This is a genomic window from Micromonospora sp. WMMD736, from assembly GCF_049179015.1.
GTDB lineage: Bacteria > Actinomycetota > Actinomycetes > Mycobacteriales > Micromonosporaceae > Micromonospora.
The window spans coordinates 2,820,850-2,847,754 of record NZ_JBMHMI010000001.1; the positions used below are offsets into that span (position 1 = coordinate 2,820,850).

The window sequence follows — 26,905 nt, forward strand, 5'->3', positions numbered from 1 at the left end:
GCCGGTGTTACCACCGGGTAATCCGGTGCGGGTGCGGCCGGGGCGGCCCTGGGAGGTGGCGATGCCGGAGCGGTTCGAAGTCGGTATGCCCGACGGCGTACGGCTGCACGTCGAGACCACCGGTCCCGCGGACGCCCCGGTGACGGCGGTCCTGCTGCACGGCTGGACGCTGGACGGGCGCAGCTGGCACCGGCAGCTCGACGCGCTCACGTCGTCCTTCGGCGAATCGGTGCGGGTGGTCACCTACGACGCGCGGGGCCACGGCCGGTCGAGCTGCATGGCGCTGCCCACGGCCACCCTGGCCCAACTCGGCGACGACCTGGCCACCGTCCTCGACGCGGTCGCGCCGAGCGGTCGGGTGGTCCTGGTCGGGCACTCGATGGGCGGCATGACGATCATGGAGTACGCGCACCGCCACCGGCAGCACTTCGCCGCGCGTACGGCCGGCCTGGTCTTCGTCTCGACCACCGCCGAGGGGCACACGCACACCGTGTACGGGCTCTCGCCACGCATCGCCCGACTGATCCGGCTCGCCGAGACGACCGGCGCCGGCGTGCTGGCCCGCTGCGGCTCCTGGCGAGCCCCCCGGGCGCTGCTCAACGCGCTGCGACCGAGCATCCGGTGGATGCTCTTCGGCGACCGTTGCGATCCCTCCGACATCCGGTTGGTCACGTCGGCGGTGGCCCGCGCCTCGCTGCGCTCGATCGGCGGTTTCCGCGCCTCGATCGGCGCCCAGCACCGCCTGGACACCCTCGCCGCCCTCGCGCACCTGCCGGCCGCCGCCCTGGTCGGTGACCGGGACCGGCTGACCCCGCCGCCGTGCGCCGAGTCGATCGCCGCCGTCCTGCCGGCCACCGAGCTGACCGTCTGCCCGGGCGCCGGCCACATGCTGATGATGGAGCGTCCGATTGAGGTGAACGCGGCCCTGAACGGCGTCCTGGGCCGGGTGTTCGCCGCAGCGCCGCCGCCGGCCGCCGGGCCGAGCGCCGCACTGCCGGCGCGCGCGGCCGGCCTGAGCGCCGCGCCGCCGCCGGACGGGCAGGTCGTGAGCACCGTCGCGGCGGGTCGCTGAGCACGTTCGCGCACCTCGGGCGCGGCGGGCCGGGCGGGGGGCCGTACCCTTCTGCGGTTGGCCCGCGCGGTTCGCGCCGCTTGCCGGCGACATCGAAGGAGCGTGCGTTGACCGACCAGACCGCCCTGGAGCAGGAGATCGCCGTCGAGCAACGGCACCTCGACCGGGTGTACGCCCGACTGGCCGAGCTGCGGCAGTCGGCGGTGCGCGCCGAGCGGGACGGCTACCGGATGGCGCGGGTGGGCACGTTCGGCGCGCTCGTCGAACGCGACGCGATGGTCTTCCACGCGGCACAGCGGCGGCACACCCTCGACGCCGAGCACGAGGGGCTGGTCTTCGGCCGCCTGGACCTGCGGGACCGGCAGGTGCTGCACGTCGGGCGGCTCGGCATCCGGGACGAGGACGCAACCACGCTGGTCGTCGACTGGCGGGCGCCGGCCGCGTCGGCGTTCTACCAGGCCACCCCCGCGCAGCCGCTGGGCGTGGTGCGCCGCCGTACCATTCAGTCGCAGCGCGAGCGGGTCACCCGCATCGAGGACGACCTGCTCGATCCGGAGGCCGCCCCGGAGGGGATGACGGTCGTCGGTGACGGCGCGCTGCTGGCCACCCTCTCCCGGGCCACCGGCCGGGGCATGCGCGACATCGTGGCGACCATCCAGCGGGAGCAGGACGAGGCGATCCGATCGCCCGGCTCCGGAGTGACGATCGTCGCGGGCGGCCCGGGCACCGGCAAGACGGCGGTCGCCCTGCACCGGGCGGCCTTCCTGCTCTACTCCGACCGCAGCCGGTACGCCGGTGGCGGCATCCTGGTGGTCGGGCCGTCGACCGTCTTCGTCGAGTACATCGCGTCGGTGCTGCCGTCGCTCGGTGAGGAGACGGCGACCCTGCACTCGCTGGGCACCCTGTTCCCGGGGATGACGGCCACCCGCACCGATCCGCCCGAGGTGGCGGCGGTGAAGGGCTCGCTGCGCATGCGCCGGGTGCTGGAACGGGCGGCCCGCGACGCGGCCCCGGGGGCTCCCGGCGAGCTGCGGCTGCTCTACCGGGGCGGGCTGCTGCGGTTGGACCGCCGCGAGCTGGACGCGATCCGGGACCGCGCGCTGCACCGGGGCGCCCGGCGCAACGAGGTGCGCCGGGCCGGCTTCGACGGTGTCTTCGCCGCGCTGTGGGCGCAGGCCCGGCGGGTGAACATCGGCCGGCTGCCCGAGCAGCGGGCCTTCGAGGACGAGATCGCGGAGCGGCCGGAGTTCCGGGAGTTCCTCAAGGCCTGGTGGCCGCGTCTGCACCCCCGGCACGTGCTCGGCTGGCTGGCCCGACCGGATCGGCTGCGCCGGTACGCCGGCGGGATCCTCTCCGGCGCGGAGATCCGGCTGCTCGGCGCGGCGTACCAGAGTCTGGACAGCGAGGGCCTGACCATCGCGGACGTGGCGCTGCTCGACGAGCTGGACGCGCTGCTCGGCAAGCCGGTGAAACCGGCGCGGGCCCGGCGCGACCCGTTCCAGCTCGCGGGCGGCGTCCGTGAGCTGAGCACCGCGGCCGACCGGCAGCGGGCCGCCCGCGCGGCGGCCCGGGAGCGGCCGGAGGACTACCGGGAGTACGCGCACGTGGTGGTCGACGAGGCGCAGGACGTCTCGCCGATGCAGTGGCGGATGATCGGTCGCCGTGGCCGGTTGGCCTCGTGGACGGTGGTGGGCGATCCGGCGCAGACCGCCTGGACGGGTGACCCCGAGGAGCTGACCCGCTCCCGCGACCAGGCGCTGGGCCGGCGCAAACGGCACGAGTTCACGCTCACCACCAACTACCGCAACTCGGCGGAGATCTTCGCGGTGGCGGCGGCGGAGATCCGCCGGCTCTACCCGGACCTGTCCCTGCCGACGGCCGTCCGCTCCACCGGCGTCGACCCGGTCGAGCTGGTCGTGCCGCCCGCCGGGCTCGAGGCCGCGGTCGTGCAGGCGGCCACCGGCCTGCTGGGCGAGGTCGACGGCACGGTCGGGGTGATCACGCCGGTCACCCGCCGCGACGAGGTCGCCGGTTGGCTCGCCGCGCTCGGCGCGGCGCGCTTGCAGGTGGTGACCAGCCTGGAGGCCAAGGGCATGGAGTACGACGGAGTCGTGCTGGTCGCTCCGGGCGAGATCCGGGCCGATCCGGGCTCCGGCGTCCGCACGCTCTACGTGGCGCTCTCCCGCGCCACCCAGCGCCTCACCACCGTCGACCCGACCGGCTGACCGTCGCGTTGGCGCCGCCCATGGGCGGACCCTCGCCCTACACTTGCACACATAGCGATGTGAGCATACATTTGACCGGGTCCGGTGCGGCGTCGGAGGGTGGGTTTCGTGGGAGCAGGACATGACCACCACCACGGGTCGGTCGCCAACGCCGCCCACCAGCATCGGGGACGGCTCTGGGCGGCCTTCGGACTGCTCGCCACCCTGATGGTGGTCGAGGCGGTCGCCGCCTTCCACACCGGCTCTCTGGCCCTGCTGTCCGACGCCGGGCACATGTTCACCGACGTGCTCGGCATCGGCATGGCGCTCGCCGCGATCACCGCCACCCGGCGGGCCACCGGCGACCCGCAGCGCACCTTCGGGCTCTACCGCCTCGAAGTGCTCGCCGCGCTGGCCAACGCCGTCCTGCTCTCCGGCGTGGCGGTCTACGTGGTGATCGAGGCGATCGGCCGGTTCGGCGACCCGCACCAGGTGCTGAGCGGTCCGATGCTCACGGTGGCCGTCCTCGGGCTGCTCGCGAACGTGGTCGCCTTCGGGCTGCTGCGCGCCGGCGCCAAGGAGAGCATCAACCTCCAGGGCGCCTACCTCGAGGTGCTGGGCGACCTGCTCGGCTCGCTCGGCGTCATCGGCGCGGCGCTGCTCATCGCGGTCACCGACTGGTGGTGGGCCGACCCGCTGGTCGCGGTCGCCATCGGCGTGTTCATCCTGCCGCGCACCTGGCGGCTGGGACGCGCCGCCGTACGCATCCTCGTGCAGGCCGCCCCGGAACACCTCCAGGTCACCGCCGTGCACGACCGACTGGCCGCCGTGCCCGGCGTGGTCGAGGTGCACGACCTGCACGTCTGGACGCTCACCTCGGGCATGGAGGTGGCCTCCGCGCACCTGACCATGGCGCCCGGCGCGGAGGTCGGGGCGGTGCTCACCGCGGCGCGTACCGCCCTGCGGGACGACTTCCGCATCGAGCACGCCACGCTTCAGATCGAGCCCGGGGCCGCACCGGGCGTCTGCGGTTCCGTCGAGTGGTGAGAGTGCTACTCCGTCACGCCACACGCACCGTCCGTCACATCGGCTGCACAGACCCCAGCAGCACCGGTAGGCTCTGTCCCGGCCACCACCCGGCGGCGCCTCCCGGCGCCGGTGGCGGCCGTCGCCTAATCGCCCGACAGGGCGAACCGGGGAACCACGTTCCTGGGGTGCATCCGCGTCAGCGGTAGGGATCTTCCGTCCCGAACCCGTCAGCTAACCCGGTCGGCGGCTGACGGAAGGACATGCGTAGTGGCACCAGCACGACCTCTGGCCGCCCGACTGGCGGCACTGATCGTCATGATGGTCACCCTCGGCGTCGCGATCCCGGTCGGCGCCGCCACCGCCGCTCCCCCCGGCGGCCTGCGGGCCGCGCTGGCACCGGACGGTGACGAGGAGGGCGGCACCCCGGCGCTCCGGGCCCAGCTCGAGGCGGCCAGCAAGGGCTACCTGGACGCGAAGCGCGCCCTGGACACCTCCGTCCAGCGGCAGCAACAGCTCGCGGTCAAGCTCAAGACCACCGAGGCCGAGATGACCGTCCGCAACGGCAAGGTCGGCGAGATCGCCGGCGTGGCGTACCGCACCGGTCGACTCAGCACGGTCTCGGCTCTGCTCAACAGCAACACCCCCGAGGGGTTCATGGACCGGGCGGCCGCCCTCGACGTGGTGGCCGCCAACGAGGACCGGGTGCTGCGCGACCTGCACGCCACCCGGGACGAGGCGAACCGCACCCGCGTCGCCCTCGACGGCGAGATCCGGGAGCAGCGTAAGCAGGTCGAGGTGATGGCCAAGCGCAAGGAGCAGGCTGAACGGGCCCTGACCGTCGCCAACGACAAGGCACGCACCGCCACCACCGCCGACACCGGCTCCAACCGCGGCACCTCCACCGCCAACGCCCAGCCCGCCCCCCGCAACTCCGACGGCTCCTGGCCGTCCGAGTCGTGCAGCATCAACGACCCCACCCCGGCCAGCGGCTGCATCACCCCCCGCACCCTGCACGCGCTCAACCAGGCCAAGGCCGCCGGCTTCACCCGGTACGTCTCCTGTCACCGCAACGGCGGCTCAGGCGAGCACCCCAAGGGCCGGGCCTGCGATTTCGCCGCGCAGAAGGGTGGCTTCGGCGGGGTCGCCACCGGCGGCGACAAGACGTACGGCAACAACCTGGCGGCGTACTTCATCCGCAACGCCGACCGGCTCGCGGTGCTCTACGTGATCTGGTTCAAGCAGATCTGGCTGCCCAGCAGCGGCTGGAAGGCGTACAGCGGGGGCAACGGCGACCCGTCCAGCGACCACACCAACCACGTGCACCTGTCGGTGTACTGACCCGGCCGACGTCCGGGGTACGTCAGCGGGCGTACCCCGGACGTCGTCGGCGGTCGGACGACGACGCCGGGACGGGCCGGGAGCATTCGGGTATGCCGCGAATCGCGCCCACCGCCCGCAAGGCCCTGCTCACCCTGCACCTGGTCACCTCCCTCGGCTGGCTCGGGGCCGACCTGGTGCTGCTCACCCTCGGCATCGCGGCCCAGCGCGGGGCTGACCCGGCCGTGGTCTACCCCGTCGCCGGGCTCGTCGGCACCGTGCTCTTCGCGCCGCTGAGCGTGCTCGTGTGGCTCGTCGGTGTCGCCAGCGCGCTGCTCACCCCCTGGGGCCTGCTGCGCTACCGGTGGGTGGTGGTCAAGCTGGTGATCACGACGGTGATGGTCGGGCTGGTGCTGTTCCTGCTCACCCCGAAGCTGCGGCACGCCGGCGCGCTGGGTGCCGCCCTACCCACGCGGGAGCGCGCCGACCTGGTGATCGCGCCCGCGGTGTCGACCAGCCTCATGATCATCGCGACGGTGCTGTCGACGTACAAGCCCTGGGGACGCCGACCTGCGCGAGCCCGCCGCCCCAGGGCCGCACACGCCACGACGCACCCTTCTCCCGCCGGCAGCACCGGGCGCGATCGCGCGCCGACGCGATGACCAACGCCGTCGCTGTCGCGATCACGCCGCCGGTCTCCGAGGTACGAGCCTGATCACCACGGCCACGAGCGGCCGGGCCGGGCGGGGTCGATCAACTGCCCCCGGCGGGCCGGGCGATCAGGGCGCCCGGGTGTCGAGGGCCGCGCCGAGGCGCGCGGCCAGGGCGAGGTGGGCGGCGCGGGCCTGACGGAAGGCGTACCGGAACAGGGGCGTCGGCGCGCGCAGGGTGATGTCGACGTCGATGCGGACCAGTCCGTCCGGCTCGGCGCGCAGCCGAGTGTGGTTGCGGACCGTGGTGGCCGGCCACTGACGGGCCACGGTGATGATCTCGTTCGGCTCGCTGACCAGCACGTCCGCGTGGTAGGTGGTGCGGAAGCGCAGCGGACCGGCGACCAGCCTGTCGTTGATCGTGTAGCTGGCGCGGGCGCCCGGGCGGGGCGGCACCTCGCGGACCCGCACGATCAGGGGGTGCAACTCACCCTGCCGGGTCAGGTCGCTCAACAGCGCCGCAGCCTCGGCGAGTGAGCAGCGGGCCTGGACGGTGTAGCTGAAGGTATCGCTGCTGAGCACACCGTCTCCCGACGTCGCTGGTCGCACGATCGTCCCGTACGCCCGCCCGGCCTGGCAACGGCCGGACGGACACCGTGCGTTGTGCCGCCATTTGCGCAGCGTTGCCACTACGGTCGGCTGATGGACAATCACCGGTTGTGACGAAAGGTGGCTACGTGAACGGTGACGACCGGTGAGCGGGCACGTGATGGTCTTCGCGCCGACGCCGCAGCTGACGGTGACGGTGGACCAACCGAACGACCAGCCCGAGCTGCACCTGCACCCCGGCGGTCAGGGCGTCTGGCAGGCCCGCATGGTGCTGTCCCTCGGGGTCGACGTGGTGCTCTGCGCCGCGCTCGGTGGCGAGATCGGCCAGGTGCTGGAGCCGCTGCTGGTCAGCGAGGGGGTGGACCTGAAGGTCGTGGTGCGCGACTCTGGCAGCGGCGGGTACGTGCACGACCGCCGCGGCGGCTCCCGCCAGGAGGTCGTGGACGTGCCCGGGGAACGCCTGAGCCGCCACGAGTTGGACGAGTTGTACAACCTGGCGCTCGGTGAAGGTCTGCGCGCCGAGGTGAGCGTCCTCAGTGGCCCGAACGCGCCGTGGCTCGTCCCGGCCGACCTGTACCGGCGTTTCGCCGCCGACCTGGGCGCGAACGGCAGTCGGGTGGTCGTCGACCTGTCCGGTGACCACCTCGGCGCGGTGCTGGACAGCGGCGTATTCTTCCTCAAGGTGAGCCACGAGGAGCTGATCCGGGACGGCCGCGCCCGCGACGGGAGCGGCCCGGAGCTGACGCGGGCGATGTACGACCTGCACGCCGCCGGTGCGGAGACGGTGGTGGTGAGCCGCGCCGAGCAGCCGGCGCTGGCGCTCGTCGACGGGGAACTCTTCGAGGTGGAGATGCCCCGACTGGAGGCCGCCGATCCACGCGGCGCGGGCGACTCGATGACCGCCGGCGTGGCGGCCGTCATCGCCCGGGGCGGCGACATCCGTACGGCGATCCGCACTGGCGCGGCGGCGGGCGCGCTGAACGTGACCCGGCACGGGCTCGGCACCGGACGGGTGGACTCGATAACCGGTCTCGTGGAGCGGGTCCGGCTCGTCCCGGCGGACAGTCGGCACCACGAGCGGACCACGCCCGACGAGTTGGCCGACCGGGTGCTCGAGCGATGACGCTGCGGGTGCTCGTCACCAACGACGACGGGATCGGCGCACCCGGCATCCAGGCGCTGGCCCTGGCGGCCGCCCAGCGCGGGCTCGACGTGGTGGTCGCGGCACCGCTGGAAGAAGCCAGCGGCACCAGCGCCTCGATGAGCGCGATCGAGCGGGACGGACGGGTGGTGGTGAACGACCATCCGCTGCCCGACCTGCCGGGGGTGCCCGCGTACGGGGTCGGCGGCTCGCCGGGTTTCATCACGTTGATAGCGCTGCACGGCGCGTTCGGCCCGCCCCCGTCGGTGGTGCTGTCGGGCATCAACCGGGGCGCCAACGCCGGCCGGGCGGTGCTGCACTCCGGCACGGTGGGCGCCGCGTTCACCGCGGCCTCGAACGGGTGCCGGGCCATGGCGGTGTCGCTGGACGTGCTGAGCGTGGGCGAGGCGACGGCCGCCAGCGGTGGCGCCGCCGTGGACGCCGCAGGCCGGGTACGCGACGCCGAGCGGCACTGGAGCACCGCCGCGCGGGTGGCCCTGGACCTGCTCCCCCGGCTGACCTCCGCGCCGCCGGAGAGCGTGCTCAACGTCAACGCCCCCGACCTGCCGCACGAGCGGCTGCACGGGGTACGCCGCGGCGCGCTGGCCAGCTTCGGTCAGGTGCAGATGACGGTGGCGGAGTCGGGTCACGGCTTCGTGCGTACCTCGTTGGAGGAGCCCGGGCAGGCCGCGCAGCCCGGCACCGACGTGGCGTTGCTGGCCGCCGGGTACGCGTCGGTCACGGCGATCCGGGCGGTCACCGCGGTGACCGACGTGGACCTCACCGGTCTGGACGAGCAGGCCTGACGGTGGCAGCCGCGCTCAGGCGCCGGGGAGCACCTCGGGGGTGGCGGCCCCGGCGAAGTAGGGCTCGGGGGCGCCGAAGAGACCGAGCAGGCCGGTCACCCAGAGCTGACGGTGCACGAACCGGCTCGGCTCGGTGACGACCAGCTTGACGCCGCTGACCTCGGCGGTCTGGAAGCCGGCGACCATGGCGCTGATGCCCACGGAGTCGATGAAGGTGACCAGCCTCATGTTCAGCTCGATGCGGAGCGGACGGCTCTTGGCCAGCACCTCCGCAATCGCCTCACGCACCTCGTACGCTGTGTCGACGTCGATCTCACCCCGGGGGGCGATCTCGACGACACCACCGGACAGGACCGACTTCACGATCGACAGGCTCACGCGAGCACCTCCACCCGCCCGTCCCCCGGGCGCCTCATCAGTACGCGGGCCGCGACCGAGAGTATTCCTCCAACGGCCTCGGTCGCCACCCCTCGGGATGAGCAATTCACGGATCCGAGCGGACAAAGTCGCCCATATCCCCACTTTTCGGCATCTGATCATTCAATACTTTTCGTTATCTGATCAGTCGACGATCGGTCGGAACCGACGCGTCGCCGGACCAGGGTAGCGGTCGCGGTCCGGCGAGCCCGACATCCGTCCCGTCCCGCACGCCCGTCCCGCGTGGAGCCGGCGTGTCGCGCCGCCGGCCCGTGGCCCGATCCGCCGGGATGATTGCCGGCGCTTCCTAGCATCGGCCCGGGACACCCACCGCAACGGAGAGGACCTTCGATGATCAAGCGAATGGCCGGGTTGGCCGGCGTCGGTCTGCTGCTCGCCCTCGTACTGGCCTGCGGTTTCGGCGGCGGGGACGACGACGATGACGATGACGACGACTTCGCAAACGGTGTGGCCGCGGTGGCGGTGCGCTGATCCGGCCGGTGCGCCACCCGGGGCCGGGTTTGCGCGCGGCCGGCCCGGGGCACTGCGCAGTCAGCGAACCGTGTCGCGCTGGACGGACGCCGAGGTCCGAAGTGGCCGGCGGCTTCGGCACCTGAGGAGGTAACGACGATGTTCGGAAGCAACCTGCTGGACCGGCGCAGCAAGCCGGAGCGGATCGCGGACCAGGCGTGGGAGCAGCTGCTCTCCGCCGTCAGCTCCGCGGGAGACAGCGTCCGGGACACCGCACGGACGGCCCGGCGCAGCGGCGGCGACCTCGCCGACGGCGCCGGTGACCTGGTGGGCTCGGCGGCAGAGGAGGCACGGCGTCGCGCCTCGCGCGCCTTCGACGCGCTCGCCGGACGCCAGCCGGCGCTGCCGTGGACGCTGCTGATCGGTGCCGCGCTGGTCGGCGCGGCGGTCGGCTGGGCCGTCGGCTCCGCCGCCCGCGCCGCCGGCAGTCGGGACGACCGCGCCGTGCACGACGTCGAGTTCGTCGACGTCGACCGCCCCAACTCCCCCGTCGGACTCGACGACTAGGGCAACACCGATCGGGCCCCGTCGACGCGCTGTCGACGGGGCCCGATCGGTGTCGGGTGGCCCGGTCCGCCGGGGTGCCGGACCCCTCAGGCAGCCCCGGCGGACCGGTGTTCTCGGGTGGCCCGGACGAGGCCGGGCCACCGGGTCAGCGACTCGTGCAGCTCACCGAGGTGGGCGGCGAGTTGGTGCCGGTCCAGGTACCGAGGAAGCCGATCGTGGTGCTGGCCCCGGCGGCGAGCGCGCCGTTCCAGCCGCTGTCCACGACCGAGACGACCGCCCCGGTCTGGGTGTGGGTGCCGCCCCAGAGTTGGCTGACGCGCTGGCCGTTGGGGAAGGTCCAGCCGAGCGTCCAGCCGGCGATGGGCCCCGTGCCGGGGTTGCTGACCACGATCTCGGCCTGGAACCCGCCCGTCCACGAGCCGGTGACCCGGTAGGTCGCCGCGCACCCGCCGACCGGAGGCGGCGTTGTCGGGGGTGGCGTCGTGGGAGGTGGCGTGGTCGGCGGCGGCGTCGTCGGGGGTGGCGTGGTCGGCGGTGGCGTCGTCGGGGGTGGCGTGGTCGGGGGCGGGGTCGTGGGAGGCGGGGTCGTCGGGGTGCCGCCGGTGCGGTCGGCCACCAGGATGCCGCGGCCGTTGGTGCCCAGGTAGACACGCCCGTAGACCCGGGGGTCTCCGGTCAGCGCCTCGGTCGGGTTGCCGTACTGGTGGCGGTCGTCGTTGATGCGTACCCACGTCGTGCCGCCGTCGTCGGAGCGGTGGACGCCGGGTTGACCGTCCACCGTGCCGTAGAGGAAGACGGCGGGGTTGGTCCGCCCCGGCGCGGCCTTGCCGAAGCCGACGTTGCCGGAGGCGCTGACGCCGCCCAGCTTGGTGAAGCTGGCCCCGGAGTCGGTGGACCGCCAGAGCCCGCCCGGGCCGGCCAGCCACAGCTCTCCCGCCTTGCCGGGCAGCGCCTTGAAGCGCACGTCCGAGGTAGGCAGCCCGGTCGCCGCCGTCGCGGTGAAGCTCGCGCCACCATTGGTGCTCAGGTAGAGCCGACCGCCGCTGAAGCCGTAGAAGCGGTTCGGGTCGACGCGGTCGGACTCGATGGTCGCGTTGGCCGGGATACCGGTGGACGGTGCCCACGAGTTGCCGAAGCCGACCGCGTAGACGACGCGTTGGCCCGCGTCGCCGGGTGCCCAGACGAACCGGCTGCCGTCGGCCGCCGCGGCGACCGTACCGCCAGCGTTGACGCCCGACGGTTCGGTGCCCTGGAACCAGGTGGTCCCGCCGTCGGTGGAAAAGGCGACGTGGCTGTCGTTGGGCCGGTCGGAGTCGGTGAAGCTGCCGGCACGCACCAGCACGGCGGGCTTGCTCTCGGCGTAGTCCAGGCTCGTGGTGCTGGTGAAGACCGGCTGGGTGAACAGCATCGACGGAATGGTCTCCAGGTCGGTGTGCCGGAAGCCGCCGACGTCGCCGAGCGCGCTGATCAGGGGTGCGCCGCTGGGTGGGCTGACCAGGTCGAGAACGGCCGTCTCCTCCAGGCCCCGGACCATCGGCCGGATCGTGAACTGACCGCCGGTGTCCCACTTGGTGAGGTCGGTGGTGCCGTAGATGGTGGCCCCGGTGCCGTACATCAGGCGGTTGGAGTCGTGCGGGTCGATCTCCACCGACTCGTTCATCCAGCCGAGCTTGGGGCTCTCCTCCGGAGGCGCCGGGTTGCTGCCGAAGGTCAGCCAGGGCACCGAGCTGATGTCCATGGTGTAGCGCTTGGACCGCTGGGGGTAGCTGGTGAAGTCCCAGATACGGGTCCAGCTCGCCCCACCGTCGGTGCTACGGAAGAAGATCGCGTCCGGCCACCAGGAGACCTGGGTCGCCACCATCAGCGTGTTCGGGCGCTGCCGGTCGATGGTCAGGCCGCTGTAGCCGAAGTAGTCGTCGCCGCTGGTGGAGGGGATCGGGCTGATCCGCGTCCAGGCCCCGGTGGACCGGGTGAACTTCCAGACGTCGCCCTTGCCGCCGTCGTACGGGCCGCCGGTGTCGCTGGTGGCGATGTAGAGGTGACCGCCGACCGGGTCGACGACACCCTTGTGCGCCAGGTAGCCGGTGGGCTGTCCGGGAATCCGTGCCCAGGTGACACCACCGTCGGTGCTGCGGTAGACCGGGTTGTCCTTGTCCGCCACACCCACGTAGATCGTCTGGGTGATGCTGCCGGCGGTGCCGGTGCTCTTGTCGAAGCTGACCCAGGTGAGGCCCTGGTTCTGACCGTTGTAGCCGTTCGGGTCGCTGGGGTCGGCCCGGTAGTTGCCGACGTTGGGGAAGGCGGTGACCCTGGCCCAGGTCGCCCCGTAGTCGGTGCTGCGCCACAGCCCGTTGCCGCCCTCGGCACCGTAGTAGAGGACGCTGTTGCGGTTGGGGTCGACGGCCAGCCGCTCGCCCATGCCCCGGCCCGGCATGTTGCCGCCGTTCTTGAACGGCAGCTCGGTGACCTGCCAGGTGGCGCCCTTGTCGGTCGAGCGCAGGATCGCGCCGTTGTTCGGGTCCCAGCCGTTGGTGTACATGCCGACGGCCGCGTACACCCGGTTGGTCTGCACCGGGTCGGTGGCGATGCTGACCACGCCGTTGTAGCCCCAGCGGTCCGCGCCGACCCAGTCGAGCAGCGGCGTCCAGGACTGGCTGCCCTGCTCCCAGCGGTAGGCCCCGCCGATGTCGGTCCGGGCGTAGATCAGGTTCTTCTCGGTGGGGTTGAAGACGATGCCCGGCACGAAGCCACCGCCGCCGACCGGGACGTTGCGCCAGGTGTACGCCTCGGCGGCGGCCGGTGCCGGCGTCGAGCCCGCGGCGGTGATCGGGACCGCCACGACGGCCGTGGCGACGGTCAGCGCCGCGACGACCACGCTCGCCAGTGATCTGGGCATCTGTGTTCCTCTCGGGGGTGGGAACCCGGGAGTCGGGGATCGACCGGGGTGGCGTCGCGGCCCGGGGGACGAGCGCGGCGACGCGGGGACGGATCGACCAGAAGTGGCGCGTCGGTGCCCGGGGGACGGACGACGACGCGGGGGAAGAATCGGAGCTGCCCTGGCTCCAACCACCCGACGCGAGGCTCCCGCGATCGAGGAACGCACTCACCCTAACCGATCCGACGCCGCTATGGAAGCGCTCCCATCATGGTCGACACGCTCGCCTGGCACGCCGGATCGCACGACCCCACCCGCATCGGGTGAGGACGGCTAGCCCGCGCCACCGGCAGGATCGGACCTCGGCGGGCCGGTCACGGCCAACACCCCGGTCCGCCAGGCACGCGAGCCGATGGGAGGGGCAGATGGCCATCGCGACGATCACGCGTACCGACCAGGACATCCAGTCCGCCGTCCTCGACGAGTTGACCTGGGAACCCCGGGTGCAGCCGCACGAGATCGGCGTGACCGTGACCGAGGGCGTCGTCACGCTGAACGGGCGGGTGGACAGCTACGCGAAGAAGTGGGCCGGGGAACGGGCCGCGCACCGCGTCGCCGGTGTCCGGGCGGTCGCCAACGACCTGACCGTGCAACTGGCCGGCAGTGCCGAACGCGCCGACCCGGACCTAGCCGCCGCGGCCGGCAACGCGCTGGAGTGGGACGCGTTCGTGCCCATCGAGAAGCTCCAGGTCACCGTCTCGGCCGGGTGGGTGACGCTGCACGGCGAGGTCGAGTGGGAGTACCAACGCCGGGCCGCCGAACGGGCGGTGTGCCGGCTGACCGGCGTCCGTGGGGTCAGCAACGGCATCACCGTCCAGCCGGACGCGACGCCGGACGGCGTGAACCTGGCCGGCAGGATCGTGGACGCGCTCGCCCGGGCCGGCGCCACCGAGGCCGAACGGGTCACCGTCCGGGTGCACGGCGACACGGCGGTGCTCGCCGGGTTGGTGCACTCCATGCCCGAACGCGCCGAGATCGAGCAGGTGGCCTGGTCGGCGCCGGGCATCCGGGAGGTCCAGAACCACATCGCGGTCGCCCCGGTCCTGCGCTGAGCGCGGATACCACCCGGGACGGGTGAGCCCACCTCACCCGTCCCGGCGGCAGGCTGGTGGCATGAGTGATCCGAACGGGCTGATCCAACCCGGGCACCCCGCCCCCGGCTTCACCCTGGCCAGCACTCCGGACGGCCGTCAGACCGGTCCCGAGCAGTTCCGGGGTCGCCCCGTCGTCCTGGCCTTCTATCCGGCCGACTGGAGCCCCGTCTGCGGCGACCAGATGTCGCTCTACCAGGCGGCGGCGCCGGTGTTCGAGCAGTACCGGGCGATGGTGCTGGGCATCTCGGTGGACAGCATCTGGTCGCACCGGGCGTTCGCCGAGAGCCAGGGCATCACCTTCCCGCTGCTGTCCGACTTCGAGCCCAAGGGCGAGGTGTCCCGCCGGTACGGCGCGTACCTCCCGCGGGGCGAGTCGGCCCGCGCGCTGGTGGTGATCGACCCGGCGGGGACGGTGGCGTGGAGCTACCTCTCGGCCCCCGACGTCAACCCGGGCGCGGACGGGATCTTCGACGCGCTGGACAACCTGACCAACGAGCGGAAGGTGATGGCCGGATGACCACGCCACTGCAGGTCACCGCACGGCTGCGTGAGCCGCTGACCGTCGAGGACCACGTCCGCGGGCCGTCCGACGCCGCGGTGACCATCATCGAGTACGGCGACTTCCAGTGCCGGTTCTGCGGCGCCGCGTACCCGAACCTGCACGAGTTGCTGCGCCAGCGCGCCGACACGGTACGGCTGGTCTACCGCTACTTCCCCATCGCCAACGTGCATCCGTACGCCGAGCGGGCCGCCGAGACGGCGGAGGCCGCCGCGTCGCGGGGCAAGTTCTGGGAGATGCACGACTGGCTGTACGAGCACCAGGACCAGTTGGACCCCGTCCATCTCTCGCTCGGCGTCGAGCAGCTCGGGCTGCCGACGGACGAGGTGAACGGCGAGGTGGACCGCCGCACGTACGCCGACCGGGTACGCCGGGACTTCGTGGGCGGGATCCGCAGCGGGGTCAACGGAACGCCGACCCTCTTCGTCAACGACGTCCGGCACGACGGCGGGTACGACCTGCCCGACCTGCTGGCCGCCGTGGACGCGGCGGCCAACGCCTGACGGCCGTCGGCCGATCCGGGCGACTTCAGATCAGCCGCAGCTCGCGCGCCCGCCGGACCGCCTCGCGCCGGCGGGTCGCGCCGAGTTTGCGGTAGATGTTGCGCACGTGCGTCTTGACCGTGTTGACCGACAGCGACAGCTCACCGGCGATCTCCACGTTGGACAGGATGCTCTGCAGGTAGCGCAGGATGGTCAGCTCCCGCTCGGTGAGCGGTTCGTCGAGCGGGCCGCCCGGCTCGACCGCCGGCCGGGACGCGCCCTCCTCGACGCCCCGGACCAGGTCGCCGACCAGCGGGAAGTGCGCGGTACCCGCGTCGAGGTGGGCGGCCAGCAGGTCCCGGACCGACGGCTGCGCCCGGGTGAACGCCCGACGGGAGCCGGGCGGGCCGGCCAGGTCGAGCACCTGTTCGAGGACCCGCCCGGCCCGTCGTGCGTCCCCGGCCCGCTCGGCGAGCACCGCCTCCAGCAGGCCGGCGTCCAGGCGTACCGACAGGGGCCAGGCTGCGGCCGGCGGCGCCTGCCAGTCCGGTAGCGCCCGACCGGCGGCGCCGGGATCGCCGGCCCGCAGCTCCACCCGGGCCAGGGCCACGTCGAGCGCCGGGGTGGCCGGGTCGCCGATGACGTCCACCAGCAGGTCCCGGGCGGCGTCCAGGTCGCCCCGCTCGGCGCGGGCATCGGCCTCGGCGGCCCGGAGCAGGCTCGACAGTTCGGCGGCGGCAAGCTCGTCGGGCAGTGCCTCGCGCGCGCCCACGAGCAGCCGCTGCGCGGCGGCCGGGTCACCGGCGTCCCGGGCCAGACCCGCACGGCACAGCGCGAGGACCGCCGCCGCCACCGGCTCGTCGCCGGGCGCGTCGGTGGCGGGCGCGGCCAGCGCGAGGTTCGCGGCGGCCTCCTCGGGCTGGTCACGGTGCAGCGCCACCACCGCCAACGCCAGGTACGCGTAGCCGCAGTCGAGCCGGCAGGACCAACCCCGGCAGGCCGGCATGCCCAGCGCGTCGTGCGCCGCCCGTTCCGCCGCGCGCAGGTCACCGCGCACGGCGAGCAGCAGCGCGCTGCGGCTGGCCGCGACCAGCTCGGTACGCGGCCGGCCGGCCTCCCGGGCCGCCGCCCGGGCCCGGACGAACCGCGCGTCGGGCAGCCCTCCGGCGGACATCCCGACCAGGCCCAGCGCGGTCCCGGTGAACGCGCGCAGGTCGGCGTCCTCGGGATCCGCGGAGTCGGTCAGCGGCCCGGCGGGCGGGCCGTCGGGTGAGCCGGCGGTCGGGGCGGCGGTCGGGCGGGTGCGCAGCAGTCGGGCGGCGGCTGCCCGGGTCTGCGGCAGGTCACCGGCGAGCCGGGCCAGGGTCAGCTCCAGCGCGGTCGCCAACCGCAGGAACCGGTCCCGCCGTGGCGTCGGCAGCGCGTCCGCGTACGACGCGGCGGTGCGCAGGTGACCGGTGGCGGCGCTGAGGTCTCCGGCGTACGCCCGCTCGGCGGCGCTCGCGAGGGCCACCTCCGGATCGACCTCGACCGCCGCCGGGGGCGGAGCCGGCGGTGTCGGGCCATCGACGGGGTCGTGGTCGTAGCGGGTCAGCTCGGGCCAGTGCGCGACGAACAGGTCGGCGGCCAGGTTCCACCTGCCAGCCGCGAGGGCGTGCCGCAGGCCGTCGGCCGGTCGGCCCGCCCCGGCGTACCAGTCGGACGCCCGCGCGTGCAGTTCCCGCACCTCGTCGCCGGGCAGCCGGGCCAGCTCGGCGCGGAGCAGGTCGGCGAGCAGCGGGTCGCAGCGGTACCAGGGTGGTCGGCTGTCCTCCCGGCGCAACAGGCCGCCGGCCCCGGCCAGGTCGGCCAACGCCCGCTCGGCGTCCGCGCGGCCGGTCAACGCCTCGGCCAGCTCGGCGCAGACGCTCTCGGCGAGGGCCGTACGACGCAGCAGGTCCCGATCGTCCGGGTCGATCGCGGCCAGCACCTCCTCGTGCAGGTAGCCGGCGATCTCCGGCTGGTCGCCGCCGAACTGCCCCACCCACCGTTCCGGATCGGGCTGGCCGCGCAACGCCAGCGCGGCGATCCGCAGCGCGGCCGGCCAGCCCCCGGTGCGCTCGGCGAGCCGGTGCACGGCGGCGGCCGGCAGCGGCGCACCGTGCGCGGTCAGCAGGTCGGCCACCTCGTCGTCGGTGAAGGCCAGCTCGTCCGTGCCGACCTCGGTCAGCTCGCCGGCGAGGCGTAGCCGGTGCAGGGCCAGCGGCAGCCCGGCCCGCGCGCCGACCACCAGGCGCAGCCGCTGCTCCGAGTGCCGCAGCAGGAACTCCAACCCGCTCAGCGCGGCCGGGTCGGTGATCCGGTGCAGGTCGTCCAGGACCAACCGGACGGGCCGCTCGGCGGCGGCCAGCCCGGCCGCCAACAGTTCCAGCTGATCGGGGCGCGGCGGGCCGGTCGGCAGGGGCGCGACCAGGTCGTCGTCCGCCGCGCCGGTGGCCGTGCGCAGGGCCGCCGCCAGGTACGCCCAGAGCCGGTCGCCGTCGTCGCCCGCCTCCACCGAGACCCACGCCGGCCCCGGCACGTCCTCGGGATCGGCCAGCCGTACCCAGGAGGCGAGCAGGGTCGTCTTGCCCCACCCGGCCGGCGCGACGACCAGGGTGACCGGCCCGGCGCTGCCCTCGTCGAGGCGGCGCAGCAGACGCGGCCGGGCCACCACCGGCTCCGGCGGCACGGTCGGCGTCAGCCGGGACGACAGCAGCGGCCGCTGCTGCCCCTGCCGCGCCGCCGCCGTGCCGACCCGCGCGGAATCCTGCTGTTCCGGCACCCGGCCCCCACCCCCACCGCCCGCGTTCCACCCCCCGGTCGGCGAGCGGTTACCCGGCGGGGGCCGGTTCACCCCTTCCGGGCGAGCCCGCTTCACCCGGGTCCGACCGACGATCGGGGGACGTGGACCGGGAGGACCGATGGGACGCAGGAGACGGCTGACACGGGCGGGATCGGCCCGCGCCGGTGTCGCGTTGGCCGGGGCGGGACGGCTTTTGCGCGTACCCCGGTGGCGTGGTCGGTCCGGCGCGGACCGCGACCTCACCGCGGCCGGGTGGGAGGTGGTGACCGTGGACCGACCCCCGGCGCAGGTGCTTCCCGACGGCCGGTGGCCGGAGCCGTTGCGCCGCCTGGACGGCGTGGTGGAGGTGCGGGTGCGACCGGCACCTGGTGACCGGGGCACCGAGCTGGCCGCCCGGCCACTGGCCCGTGCCGCCGCGACGGCCGGCCTCACCGCCCACCTCGTCGGTGACGATCCGCGCCTGCTGGTCCGGCGGACCCTGCGCCAGGTGAAGCAGCACGTGGAGACCGGCGAGGTGCTGCGCGCGGACCGTTCGGCGCTGGACCGCCCGAGGGCCCCCGGGTGAGGGCGCTGTGCTGGGTGGCCGCCGACGAGCTGGCGGTACGCGAGGTGCCCGACCCGGAGTTGCGCAACGAGCGGGACGTCATCGTCCGGGTCCGCCGCAGCGCCACCTGCGGCGGTGACCTGCCCCTGCTCGCGGGACGGGACCCGCTGCTGCGCGCCGGTGACGTGCTGGGGGCCGAATTCGTGGGTGAGGTGGTCGAGGCCGGGCCGGCGATCCGGGGGCACCGGATCGGCGACCGGGTGGTGGTCGGCGCGGGCGTGGCGTGCGGCGGCTGCTGGTACTGCCGCCAGGGGCGACACTCGTGCTGCGACAACGCCGGCGTCGACGTGCCGGGCGTCGATCCAGGCTGGGAACGTCCGGACGCCGGCTGCTTCGGTCGCCCCCGGGAAGCGGGCGGCTTCGCCGGTGGGCACGCCGAGTACGTGCGGGTGCCGTACGCCGACGTGGGCGCGTTCCGGGTGCCGGACGCGGTCGACGACGACCGGGCGCTCTTCGCCGCCGACGCGGCACCGACCGCCTGGCTGGCAGCCGAACTGGGCGAGGTGCGAACCGGCGACGTGGTGGCCGTGTGGGGGGCCGGCGCGGTGGGCCAGTTGACCGCCCACGCCGCCGTGCTGCGGGGCGCGGCCCGGGTGCTCGTCGTCGACCGGTACGAGGAGCGGCTGCGGATGGCCGAACGGCACGCCGGGGCCGAGCCGCTGGACTACCGCCAGGCCGATGTGACGGCCGAGCTGCGCGAACGCAGCGGTGGGCGGGGCCCGGACGTGTGCGTGGTCGCGGTCGGTCCGCCGCCGCCCCGCTCGATCGGCGACCGGTTGGCCGGCGGCGACCGCCCGGACCCGGTGCGCGAGGCGGTGCACGCCTGCCGCAAGGACGGCGTGGTGGTGGTGCTCGGCGGCACCGACGGGTTCGCCCTGGACACCGTCACCGACAAGCGGCTCACGGTGCGCGCGGCACGTCGGCCGGACCTGCGGGACGTGCCGATGCTGCTGCACCGGATGGCCCGCGACGAGCTGCGCACCGAGCACCTGGCCACCCACCGGTTGCCGCTCGCGGACGGGCCTTCGGGGTACGCGCTGTTCGCCGACCGCGCCGACGGCTGCGTCCGGGCCGTCTTCACGCCGTGACCCGCCCGCGCGGGACCGGTGCGGGGGCGAAGACCGGTGGCAGACTCGGAGAATGACTGGCGAGCGGGCGTACGACGTGGTGCTGTTCGGCGCGACCGGCTTCACGGGCGGGTTGACGGCCGAGTACCTGGCCCGGCACGCGCCGCCCGGGTTGCGCTGGGCACTGGCCGGACGCGACCCCGGTCGCCTGGCGGCCGTGCGCGACCGGCTCGCCGCGATCGACCCCGCCCTGGTGGACCTGCCGCTGCTGCGCGCCGACGTGACCGACGCCGGGTCGCTGCGCGCGGTGGCCGAGAGCGCCCGGGTGGTCGCCAGCACCGTCGGCCCGTACGTCCACCACGGGGAACCGCTGGTCGCGGCCTGCGCCCGCGCCGGCACCGACTACCTGGACATCACCGGCGAGCCGGAGTTCGTCGACCTGATGTACGTCCGCCACCACGTCGAGGCGACCCGCACGGGCGCCCGCCTGGTGCACGCCTGCGGGTTCGACTCCGTCCCGCACGACCTGGGTGTCTGGTTCACCGTCAAGCACCTGCCGGCCGGTGCACCGATCACCGTGGACGGTTACGTGCGCGCCGGTGCCCGGTTCTCCGGTGGCACGTACCACTCCGCGCTCACCGCGTTCGCCCGGCGGAAGGAGGCGAGCCGGGCCGCCCGGGCCCGCCGCGCGGTCGAGCCGCGCCCCACCGACCGTCGGGTCCGCGCGGTGCCCGGCCGGCTGGCCCGCTCGGCGGAGCTGGGCATCTGGACCGTGCCGCTGCCCACCATCGATCCGCAGGTCGTCCGCCGGTCGGCCGCGGCCCGCCCCGAGTACGGGCCGGACTTCCGCTACCGGCATTTCGCGGCGCTGAAACGGCTGCCGACGGTGCTCGTCGGCGCGGCAGGGCTCGGCGCGCTGCTCGGCCTGGTGAAGGTGCCGCCCACCCGGCGGTGGCTGCTCGGATGGCTGGCCTCCGGGCAGGGGCCCAGCGCGCAGCAGCGGGCGTCGTCCTGGTTCCGGGTCCGGTTCGTCGGCACCGGGGGCGGACGGCGCGTGGTCACCGAGGTCGCGGGCGGCGACCCGGGCTACGACGAGACGGCGAAGATGCTCGCCGAGTCGGCGCTGTGCCTGACGCTCGACGACCTGCCGCCGACCGCCGGCCAGCTCACCCCGGTCAGCGCGATGGGCGACGCGCTGCTCGACCGGCTGGTCCGCGCCGGGCTCACCTTCCGGGTGCTGGAACGGGACGAGGCGGTCCCGGCCCAGCCGGCGACGGAGGCGGCGACGCGGGGCACGCACCCCGCCGCTTGACCCTCGACCAGGTCGAGGGGGCAGGATGCCCTACGTGGTGAGCGACCTGCACAGCATCGGCGAGTTGGCCCGCGCCAGCGGCCTGACCGTCAGCGCGCTGCGCTTCTACGACTCGGCGGGCGTGCTGACGCCGGCCCTGGTCGACCCGGTGACCGGCTACCGCTGGTACACCGATGCGCAGATCGGGCCGGCCCGGCTGGTCGCGGGGTTGCGCCGGGTCGGTATGCCGGTGCCCGACATCGCTGCCGCCGTCCGCGCCGAGCCGGTCGAGGTGCACCGGCTGCTCGACGCGCACCTGCGCCGGCTGGCCGACGGGCTCGCCGACGCGCGCCGCGAGATCGCGCGGCTGCGCACCCTGGTCGATCCGGCCCCGGCCGTGGTGACCACGCTGCTGCTCTCCCCCGCCGAGTTCGCCGCCGCGCTCGACGCGGTGCGCTTCGCCGTCGGCGTGGACCCGGAGCTGCCGGCCCTGTCCGGGGTGCTGCTCGACGTCGAGGCGGACGGGGTGCGGCTGGTCGCCACCGACCGGCACCGCCTCGCGCTGGCCCGGGCCGGGGCCGCCGTCGACGGGCCGCCCGCCCGGGTGCTGCTGCCGGTGGACCTCGTCGACCGGCTGCGCCGGCTGCTGGACACCGACGACGGGCCGGTACGACTGACGGTGGCCGGGCCAGAGCTACAGGTCATGGTGGCCGGCCGGACACTCACCGGCACCGCCCTGCCGTACGACTTCCCGGACTACCGGCGGCTGCTGCGGGAGGCGGTCGGGGCACGGCCGGCCGCGTACCGCATTCCGGTGGACGTGGCGGCCCTGCGCGCCGCGCTGCGCGACCCGGCCGCCCCCACACTCGCCCGCGAGTACGCGGGCACGCCGCTGGCGGTCTCCGTCCTGGGCCTCGACGAGGTGGGCGGCCTGCGACTGCTGCACCCCACCGAGCTGACCGGGCCGCCCGCCGATCCGAACGACGGGCTGCGGTTCGGGGTGAACGGCGCGTACCTGCTCGACGCGCTGGACGCGGCCGGCGGCCCGCAACTGGTGCTGGAGCTGGACGGGCCGATCGCCCCACTGGCCGTCCGCCGCCCGCACGACGAGGACACCTTCTCCGTGCTGATGCCGATCCGGCTGTAGAAACCGGTCGCGCTCCCCGTAGTCGGGTGGAAACGTGCGCGACGGTAGCATTTGATGGTTCACCAGTGAACCCCGGACGGAGGCGTACGGAGCAGCATGCTCGACATGGAGTTGATCCGGAAGGATCGCGAGGCGGTGGCGACCGCGCTGGCGAAGCGACTGGATCCCGCCGAGGTCACCCGATCCCTGGACGAGATCCAGCGGCTCGACCAGGAACGCCGCGCCCTGATCACGGAGATCGACGCCGAGCGGCAGCGCCGCAAGGCCGAGGCCCGGGCGTACGCGCAGGCCAAGCGCGCCGGCACCGAGCCGCAGGTTTCCGCCCCCGAGGCGGAGCGCAAGCAGCTCGCCGAGCTGGAGTCCCAGCTGGACGAGGTGCAGGCCCGGCTGCGCGACGCGATGAGCGAGCTGCCGAACCTGCCCGCCGACGACATCCTCCCCGGCGGCAAGGAGGCCAACCGGGTCGTCAAGACCTTCGGTGAACCGCCGGTCATCGAGAAGGTCCGCGACCACGTGGAGTTGTCCCGGGCGCTCGGTCTGGTCGACTACGAGCGCGGCGTCAAGCTCGGCGGCTCCGGCTTCTGGATCTACACGGGGATCGGCGCCCGGCTGGAGTGGGCGCTGCTCAACTACTTCGTCGACCAGCACATCAAGGCCGGGTACGAGTTCCTGCTCCCGCCGCACCTGCTGCTCGACTCGGCCGGGTTCGCCGCCGGCCAGTTCCCCAAGTTCTACGACGATGTCTACCACCTGGACGCCGCCTCCGCGCCGCGCGGACAGTTCCTGCTGCCCACGTCGGAGACGGCGATCCTGGGCGCGTACCAGGACGAGATCCTGGAGACCACGAAGCTGCCGTTGAAGGCGTTCGCGTACACGCCGTGCTACCGGCGGGAGTCGGCCGGGTCGCACTCGGACGAGCGCGGCACGGTGCGCGGGCACCAGTTCAACAAGGTGGAGATCTTCCAATTCACCCTGCCCGAGCAGGCCGACGCGGCGCTGGAGGAGATGCTCGCCCACGCCGAGAGCCTGGTCGAGGGGCTGGGCCTGCACTACCAGCGCACCCTGCTCTCGGCCGGTGACGCCAGCGCCTCGATGAAGAAGACGCTCGACATCGAGGTGTGGATGCCGAGCACCGGCAAGTACAAGGAGGTGTCGTCGGTCTCCTGGGCCGGTGACTACCAGGCGCGTCGGGCGGCCATCCGCTACCGCGAACCGGGTGGCAAGCAGACCCGCTTCGTGCACACGCTCAACGGCTCCGCCCTGGCCACCAGCCGCCTCTTCCCGGCCATCCTGGAGCAGTACCAGCAGGCCGACGGCAGCGTCCTGGTCCCCAAGGTCCTCCAGGACCGCCTGGGAACCGACCGCCTGACCCCCTCGCGCTGAATCAGTCGGCGGCGGGGCTGGTGCGATCCGCACCAGCCCCGCCGTCGTTTGTTCGGGCCTTCAGGCTCCGAACGCCTCCACGGAGGTCAGCCGGGCGTCACCGGGCTGCCAGTCGGCGACCGCGACCGCCAGGTACCGCGCCGAGGAGCTGGCCGAGATGGTGGTCTCGGGCTTCGGCTTCGCAACCGAGGCCACCGTCACGTAGCCGAGTCCGTCGGCCGAGGCGGTCACGGTGACCGGCCGCCGCCGACCGGGAGTCCAGGTCAGGCGGACCGATGCCAACTCCTGGAGCGATCCGAGGTCGATCACCATTCGGCCGTTCGGGCCGGGTTGCCAGGCGGTCCCCGGGTCGCCGTCGACGGCGGCCGACGGGTCGGTCATGCCGGCCGGCAGCGGTGACGTCGGGTAGGTCGTCCGGGACCGGGCCAGGTCGCTGGTCGGCGTCACCGTCCCACCCGGGAACGCGACGTCCTTGCTGTGGCCAGCGGGAACCGTCACGCGCTGTCGGGCGCCGCCGGCCGCGGCCTCCACCTGCACCTTCACGATGTGCCCGGCGGGTGCGGTGACGCGGACCCGGTGCGAGTCGGTGACCTCGAACCGGGTACCGGCGGGAATCGCCTTCTCCGGCTGTGCCGCGGTCACGGTGAACCGGGGCGGCTCGACACGTGCGGTCGCGGCGGCAAGGTCGACCTGGTAGATCGTGGTCCCCGATCCGGTGACCTGGCTTCCGTGGTAGAGCCGCAGCGTGGCGTCCTGCGACAGGGTGACGGCCGCCGTCGTGATGGCGTCGTCGGACAGGTTGAACAGGCTCAGGTACCCGTCCGCGTCACTCACCCGCAACGTCTCCGGACCGCCGCTGGGCAGGGTGCGGGACGCCGCGGCGGCCAGGGCCGACCGGCTCGCGCCCGCGTACCCCTCGACGATCAGCCGGGTGCTGCCGGTGGCCGGTCCGCTGGACAGGGTGACGGTGGTGGCGGTCACGGTGATCGGATTCTGGGCGTTGTGGACCACCAGGCCCGCTCGTCCGTCGACGTCCAGCCAGGAGCCGGCAATGGTCGGACTGTCCGGCACCACCGCCGCGTCGCTCCATCCGGTGCCGTCGAGGGAGGTCTGGATGACGTAGCGGGTGCCGTACGCGGCCTCCCAGTCCAGGCGTACGCCGCTGATGTCGATGGGTTCGCCGAGGTCGACGGCGAGCCAGCTGTCCGCACGGGCGCGTTCCTCCCGGGCGACCGCCCAGCGGGTGCCGGGGTTGCCGTCGGTCGCCCGCGCCGCCGGGTAGGCGGGGTCGGCGGACGAGGCCGTGGTGGGCCGGCCGATGGCCCGATCGACCCCACCGCCGTCGAGCACCGCGAAGGCGAACAGCGAGTAGCCGTACTGGGTGGCGGGGGATCGGCCGAGCATCCGCACGTACCTGGCGGCACGGGACGCGAAGCTGATCTGGTCGGTTCCGCCGTCGCCGACGCCCGATTGTCCGGCCAGGGTGACGGACCCCGGTTCGCCGGTGAAGGTACGGGTGCCGGTGAGCCCGGGAACGCCGGGCATGTTCAGGTTGAACAGGGTGAACACGCCCTCGTCGGCACCGGTGCCGGTGGTGGCGTACACGACGGTGCCGGTGGGCAGCGTGACGTATCCGGCGGTGCCGCCCGCGACGCGCAGAACGGTCGCCGTGGCGTCGACGCCGTCCCGGGCCACCGTGTACGCGGCGGAGGTGCGGCCGAGGACCGGCGCGGACTGCCTCGGCAGCAGCGCGGCGGCCCGGGTGTCGAACAACCAGTTGTCGTGGGCGGGCGCCCACTGGAACGAGACGAATCCGGTCTTGCTGACGGCCGCGGCGAAGGCGGCCGGAGTCTGGTGGGCGGTCAGCCCGGCCTGCTCCCCGAAGTCCCGGGTGCCGGCCGCCGCCGCGAAGAACGTGCCGCTGGCGACCGGCTGGACCACGCCGCCGTTGGCCGCCCGCCAGGCGTGGAAGAGATAACTGATGGCGACCTCGGCCCGGGCTTCGGGCTCGTACTTCGGCTCGCCGCTGAACTTGGTGAGCCGATTCTCGGGCGGGTAGTTCAGGTACGGCATGAGCCGCTCGGCGAGGTCTGCCTCGGCCCGGGCGGCGTGCCGGTCGCCCTGGACCTGCGCGAGGAAGGCGAGCGGCAGGACGTCACGGCCGTACAGGTGGTAGCGGTCCGCGACCATCGGCATGAAGGGTTCGCCGGCATCGCTGGCCAGCAGCCGCATGGTCCGCCACAGCTGGTCGCCGTTGGGCTGCCGGGAGAGCGCCTCGGGCAGCGGTTGGCCGGCGGTCAGGAAGTGCGCCGCGGTACGACCTGCGGTGCGCCACAGTTCTTCCTGGTAGTGCGGCCCGAAGGAGCCGTGGTTCTCGACGAGGAACGTGTCGTGGATGTTGTGGGCGGTGTTCCAGTCCGCGATCGCCCGCCCGTCGACGAGGGCGGGGTTGGCCCGGTCGGCTGCCGGCAGTCCACTCGCGTTGAGCGTCCACATCGAGAACCGCTCGTGCCACGCCGCGGCGGCGGGGTCGTCCGGCGCCCAGGCCAGGCCGGGCGCGATCGCCTGGGCGTAGACCCCCATCTCCTCGAGCTTGGTGTCACCGACCCAGCCACCGGTGAGACCGTTCGGCGTCCAACTGCCACTGAGCGGGTCGTTACCGGTGCCGAGGGAGTGGGCGTACGCGGCCTGCCCACGCGCGATGCGGTCGACGTTGGCGCGGGTCACCTCGTCCAGGTCGGACCAGAGCAGTCGGGCGGCCAGGACGAAGTACAGCTCGAAGGTGCTGTCCCAGAACAGCTGCCGACCCCACTCGGTGCCGCCGGTGAGCCGGTTGGTGGCCGCGAACCGGCGGATGGTGGCGATGGTGCGGGCGTGCAGCGTGTTCCGGTCGACGCCGGTCACCGCCGCGTCGTACCCGGGCGAGATGAGCAGGACCGCGTTACCGAGGACGACCGCGAACCTGAAGTCCGCGAGGCGGTACGCGTTGGTCGCCGGATCCCACTGCTCCTCGGCCCATCGGGTGTGGGCGAGCAGCAGCGCGTGGTAGGTGTCGGCGACCGGGCCGGTGGCCGCGGCCGGTGGCGTGGTGGCGGCTGGCCCGGCCTGGGCGGCGGCGGGGCGGGCGATGGCGAGTCCAGCGCCGATGGCGCCGCCAAGCATGAGGAGCCGTCGCCTACTCAGCTCGAATTCGGATATGCGCATGGTGGTCCTTCGGTGGTGACAACGTTGTCAGC

Annotated in this window: 21 protein-coding genes, 1 pseudogene and 1 riboswitch; of the genes and pseudogenes, 17 read left to right on the plus strand and 5 right to left on the minus strand. The window is 73.9% G+C overall.

The window, feature by feature from the left end; translation table 11 throughout:
* Positions 1-61 precede the first annotated feature (61 nt).
* The 5 genes and pseudogenes from ACN269_RS12080 to ACN269_RS12100 form a co-directional block, all read left to right on the plus strand.
* Positions 62-967 (plus strand): annotated as a pseudogene (locus tag ACN269_RS12080) (alpha/beta fold hydrolase); the annotation flags it as partial.
* Between the two features lie 212 nt (positions 968-1,179).
* Positions 1,180-3,297, plus strand: a complete 2,118-nt coding sequence (locus ACN269_RS12085; RefSeq protein ID WP_421472531.1) for a HelD family protein — start codon at positions 1,180-1,182, stop codon at positions 3,295-3,297.
* 108 nt (positions 3,298-3,405) lie between these two features.
* Complete coding sequence (locus tag ACN269_RS12090) at positions 3,406-4,323, plus strand: cation diffusion facilitator family transporter (protein WP_421472532.1); 918 nt, start codon at positions 3,406-3,408, stop codon at positions 4,321-4,323.
* A 112-nt stretch (positions 4,324-4,435) separates the two neighbouring features.
* Positions 4,436-4,567: riboswitch (cyclic di-AMP (ydaO/yuaA leader) on the plus strand.
* A 5-nt stretch (positions 4,568-4,572) separates the two neighbouring features.
* Positions 4,573-5,643 carry a coiled-coil domain-containing protein gene (locus ACN269_RS12095; RefSeq protein ID WP_421472533.1) on the plus strand — a complete coding sequence of 357 codons (1,071 nt, stop codon included), beginning with the start codon at positions 4,573-4,575 and terminating at the stop codon, positions 5,641-5,643.
* Positions 5,644-5,735: 92 nt separating this feature from the next.
* Positions 5,736-6,284 carry a hypothetical protein gene (locus ACN269_RS12100; protein ID WP_421472534.1) on the plus strand — a complete coding sequence of 183 codons (549 nt, stop codon included), beginning with the start codon at positions 5,736-5,738 and terminating at the stop codon, positions 6,282-6,284.
* A gap of 117 nt (positions 6,285-6,401) precedes the next feature.
* On the opposite strand, the gene ACN269_RS12105 is transcribed toward ACN269_RS12100, so the two are convergent.
* A complete protein-coding gene (locus ACN269_RS12105; protein ID WP_421472535.1) occupies positions 6,402-6,854 on the minus strand; it encodes an SRPBCC family protein in 453 nt (150 codons plus the stop codon).
* 187 nt (positions 6,855-7,041) lie between these two features.
* Between ACN269_RS12105 and ACN269_RS12110 the strand changes: the two genes are divergently transcribed.
* Entirely contained in the window at positions 7,042-8,004 is a 963-nt protein-coding gene (locus ACN269_RS12110; protein ID WP_421476302.1) for a PfkB family carbohydrate kinase, read from the plus strand.
* Positions 8,001-8,828 (plus strand): 5'/3'-nucleotidase SurE, encoded by an 828-nt coding sequence (gene surE / locus ACN269_RS12115; RefSeq protein WP_421472536.1) that lies wholly within the window; start codon positions 8,001-8,003, stop codon positions 8,826-8,828. Before ACN269_RS12110 ends, surE begins: the two co-directional genes overlap by 4 nt.
* Positions 8,829-8,843: 15 nt before the next feature.
* Here surE and ACN269_RS12120 read toward each other — a convergent pair whose 3' ends face one another.
* Positions 8,844-9,206 carry an STAS domain-containing protein gene (locus tag ACN269_RS12120; protein WP_007463546.1) on the minus strand — a complete coding sequence of 121 codons (363 nt, stop codon included), beginning with the start codon at positions 9,204-9,206 and terminating at the stop codon, positions 8,844-8,846.
* Between the two features lie 390 nt (positions 9,207-9,596).
* Here ACN269_RS12120 and ACN269_RS12125 point away from each other — a divergent pair, with 390 nt between their 5' ends.
* Complete coding sequence (locus ACN269_RS12125) at positions 9,597-9,737, plus strand: hypothetical protein (RefSeq protein ID WP_421472537.1); 141 nt, start codon at positions 9,597-9,599, stop codon at positions 9,735-9,737.
* A 138-nt stretch (positions 9,738-9,875) separates the two neighbouring features.
* Complete coding sequence (locus ACN269_RS12130; protein ID WP_421472538.1) at positions 9,876-10,283, plus strand: hypothetical protein; 408 nt, start codon at positions 9,876-9,878, stop codon at positions 10,281-10,283.
* Between the two features lie 145 nt (positions 10,284-10,428).
* On the opposite strand, the gene ACN269_RS12135 is transcribed toward ACN269_RS12130, so the two are convergent.
* On the minus strand, positions 10,429-13,179 hold the full coding sequence (locus tag ACN269_RS12135) for a cellulose binding domain-containing protein (protein ID WP_421472539.1): 2,751 nt from the start codon (positions 13,177-13,179) through the stop codon (positions 10,429-10,431).
* Positions 13,180-13,583: 404 nt separating this feature from the next.
* Between ACN269_RS12135 and ACN269_RS12140 the strand changes: the two genes are divergently transcribed.
* The 3 genes from ACN269_RS12140 (at position 13,584) to ACN269_RS12150 (ending at position 15,374) form a co-directional block, all read left to right on the plus strand.
* The gene (locus ACN269_RS12140) at positions 13,584-14,270 is read left to right on the plus strand and encodes a BON domain-containing protein (RefSeq protein ID WP_421472540.1); all 687 of its coding nucleotides are present in this window, start codon (positions 13,584-13,586) and stop codon (positions 14,268-14,270) included.
* A 61-nt stretch (positions 14,271-14,331) separates the two neighbouring features.
* A complete protein-coding gene (locus ACN269_RS12145) occupies positions 14,332-14,829 on the plus strand; it encodes a redoxin domain-containing protein (protein WP_421472541.1) in 498 nt (165 codons plus the stop codon).
* A complete protein-coding gene (locus tag ACN269_RS12150) occupies positions 14,826-15,374 on the plus strand; it encodes a DsbA family protein (RefSeq protein ID WP_421472542.1) in 549 nt (182 codons plus the stop codon). The genes ACN269_RS12145 and ACN269_RS12150 overlap by 4 nt, the downstream gene beginning before the upstream one ends.
* A gap of 25 nt (positions 15,375-15,399) precedes the next feature.
* On the opposite strand, the gene ACN269_RS12155 is transcribed toward ACN269_RS12150, so the two are convergent.
* Positions 15,400-18,228 (minus strand): LuxR C-terminal-related transcriptional regulator, encoded by a 2,829-nt coding sequence (locus tag ACN269_RS12155; protein ID WP_421472543.1) that lies wholly within the window; start codon positions 18,226-18,228, stop codon positions 15,400-15,402.
* Between the two features lie 67 nt (positions 18,229-18,295).
* On the opposite strand from ACN269_RS12155, the gene ACN269_RS12160 reads away from it, so the two are divergent.
* The 5 genes from ACN269_RS12160 to serS all read left to right on the plus strand — a co-directional run bounded on the left by ACN269_RS12160 (position 18,296) and on the right by serS (position 23,669).
* Positions 18,296-18,742, plus strand: a complete 447-nt coding sequence (locus ACN269_RS12160; RefSeq protein ID WP_421472544.1) for a hypothetical protein — start codon at positions 18,296-18,298, stop codon at positions 18,740-18,742.
* Complete coding sequence (locus tag ACN269_RS12165) at positions 18,739-19,869, plus strand: alcohol dehydrogenase catalytic domain-containing protein (protein ID WP_421472545.1); 1,131 nt, start codon at positions 18,739-18,741, stop codon at positions 19,867-19,869. Before ACN269_RS12160 ends, ACN269_RS12165 begins: the two co-directional genes overlap by 4 nt.
* 52 nt (positions 19,870-19,921) lie before the next feature.
* Positions 19,922-21,160, plus strand: coding sequence for a saccharopine dehydrogenase family protein (locus ACN269_RS12170; protein WP_421472546.1), 1,239 nt, complete (start codon positions 19,922-19,924; stop codon positions 21,158-21,160).
* Between the two features lie 25 nt (positions 21,161-21,185).
* Entirely contained in the window at positions 21,186-22,286 is a 1,101-nt protein-coding gene (locus ACN269_RS12175) for a MerR family transcriptional regulator (RefSeq protein ID WP_421472547.1), read from the plus strand.
* Positions 22,287-22,382: 96 nt separating this feature from the next.
* The gene (gene serS, locus ACN269_RS12180) at positions 22,383-23,669 is read left to right on the plus strand and encodes a serine--tRNA ligase (RefSeq protein WP_421472548.1); all 1,287 of its coding nucleotides are present in this window, start codon (positions 22,383-22,385) and stop codon (positions 23,667-23,669) included.
* 60 nt (positions 23,670-23,729) lie between these two features.
* Here serS and ACN269_RS12185 read toward each other — a convergent pair whose 3' ends face one another.
* Positions 23,730-26,873, minus strand: a complete 3,144-nt coding sequence (locus ACN269_RS12185) for a discoidin domain-containing protein (RefSeq protein ID WP_421472549.1) — start codon at positions 26,871-26,873, stop codon at positions 23,730-23,732.
* Between the last annotated feature and the right edge of the window lie 32 nt (positions 26,874-26,905).

Excerpts from the sequence above, each read along its gene's own strand:
- ACN269_RS12100 (WP_421472534.1), top strand. The coding sequence starts at position 5,736 with ATGCCGCGAATCGCGCCCACCGCCCGCAAGGCCCTGCTCACCCTGCAC.
- ACN269_RS12110 (WP_421476302.1), top strand. The coding sequence starts at position 7,042 with ATGGTCTTCGCGCCGACGCCGCAGCTGACGGTGACGGTGGACCAACCG.
- surE (WP_421472536.1), top strand. The coding sequence starts at position 8,001 with ATGACGCTGCGGGTGCTCGTCACCAACGACGACGGGATCGGCGCACCC.
- ACN269_RS12125 (WP_421472537.1), top strand. The coding sequence starts at position 9,597 with ATGATCAAGCGAATGGCCGGGTTGGCCGGCGTCGGTCTGCTGCTCGCC.
- ACN269_RS12130 (WP_421472538.1), top strand. The coding sequence starts at position 9,876 with ATGTTCGGAAGCAACCTGCTGGACCGGCGCAGCAAGCCGGAGCGGATC.
- ACN269_RS12135 (WP_421472539.1), bottom strand. The coding sequence starts at position 13,179 with ATGCCCAGATCACTGGCGAGCGTGGTCGTCGCGGCGCTGACCGTCGCC.
- ACN269_RS12140 (WP_421472540.1), top strand. The coding sequence starts at position 13,584 with ATGGCCATCGCGACGATCACGCGTACCGACCAGGACATCCAGTCCGCC.
- ACN269_RS12145 (WP_421472541.1), top strand. The coding sequence starts at position 14,332 with ATGAGTGATCCGAACGGGCTGATCCAACCCGGGCACCCCGCCCCCGGC.
- ACN269_RS12150 (WP_421472542.1), top strand. The coding sequence starts at position 14,826 with ATGACCACGCCACTGCAGGTCACCGCACGGCTGCGTGAGCCGCTGACC.
- ACN269_RS12160 (WP_421472544.1), top strand. The coding sequence starts at position 18,296 with ATGGGACGCAGGAGACGGCTGACACGGGCGGGATCGGCCCGCGCCGGT.
- ACN269_RS12170 (WP_421472546.1), top strand. The coding sequence starts at position 19,922 with ATGACTGGCGAGCGGGCGTACGACGTGGTGCTGTTCGGCGCGACCGGC.
- ACN269_RS12175 (WP_421472547.1), top strand. The coding sequence starts at position 21,186 with ATGCCCTACGTGGTGAGCGACCTGCACAGCATCGGCGAGTTGGCCCGC.
- serS (WP_421472548.1), top strand. The coding sequence starts at position 22,383 with ATGCTCGACATGGAGTTGATCCGGAAGGATCGCGAGGCGGTGGCGACC.
- ACN269_RS12185 (WP_421472549.1), bottom strand. The coding sequence starts at position 26,873 with ATGCGCATATCCGAATTCGAGCTGAGTAGGCGACGGCTCCTCATGCTT.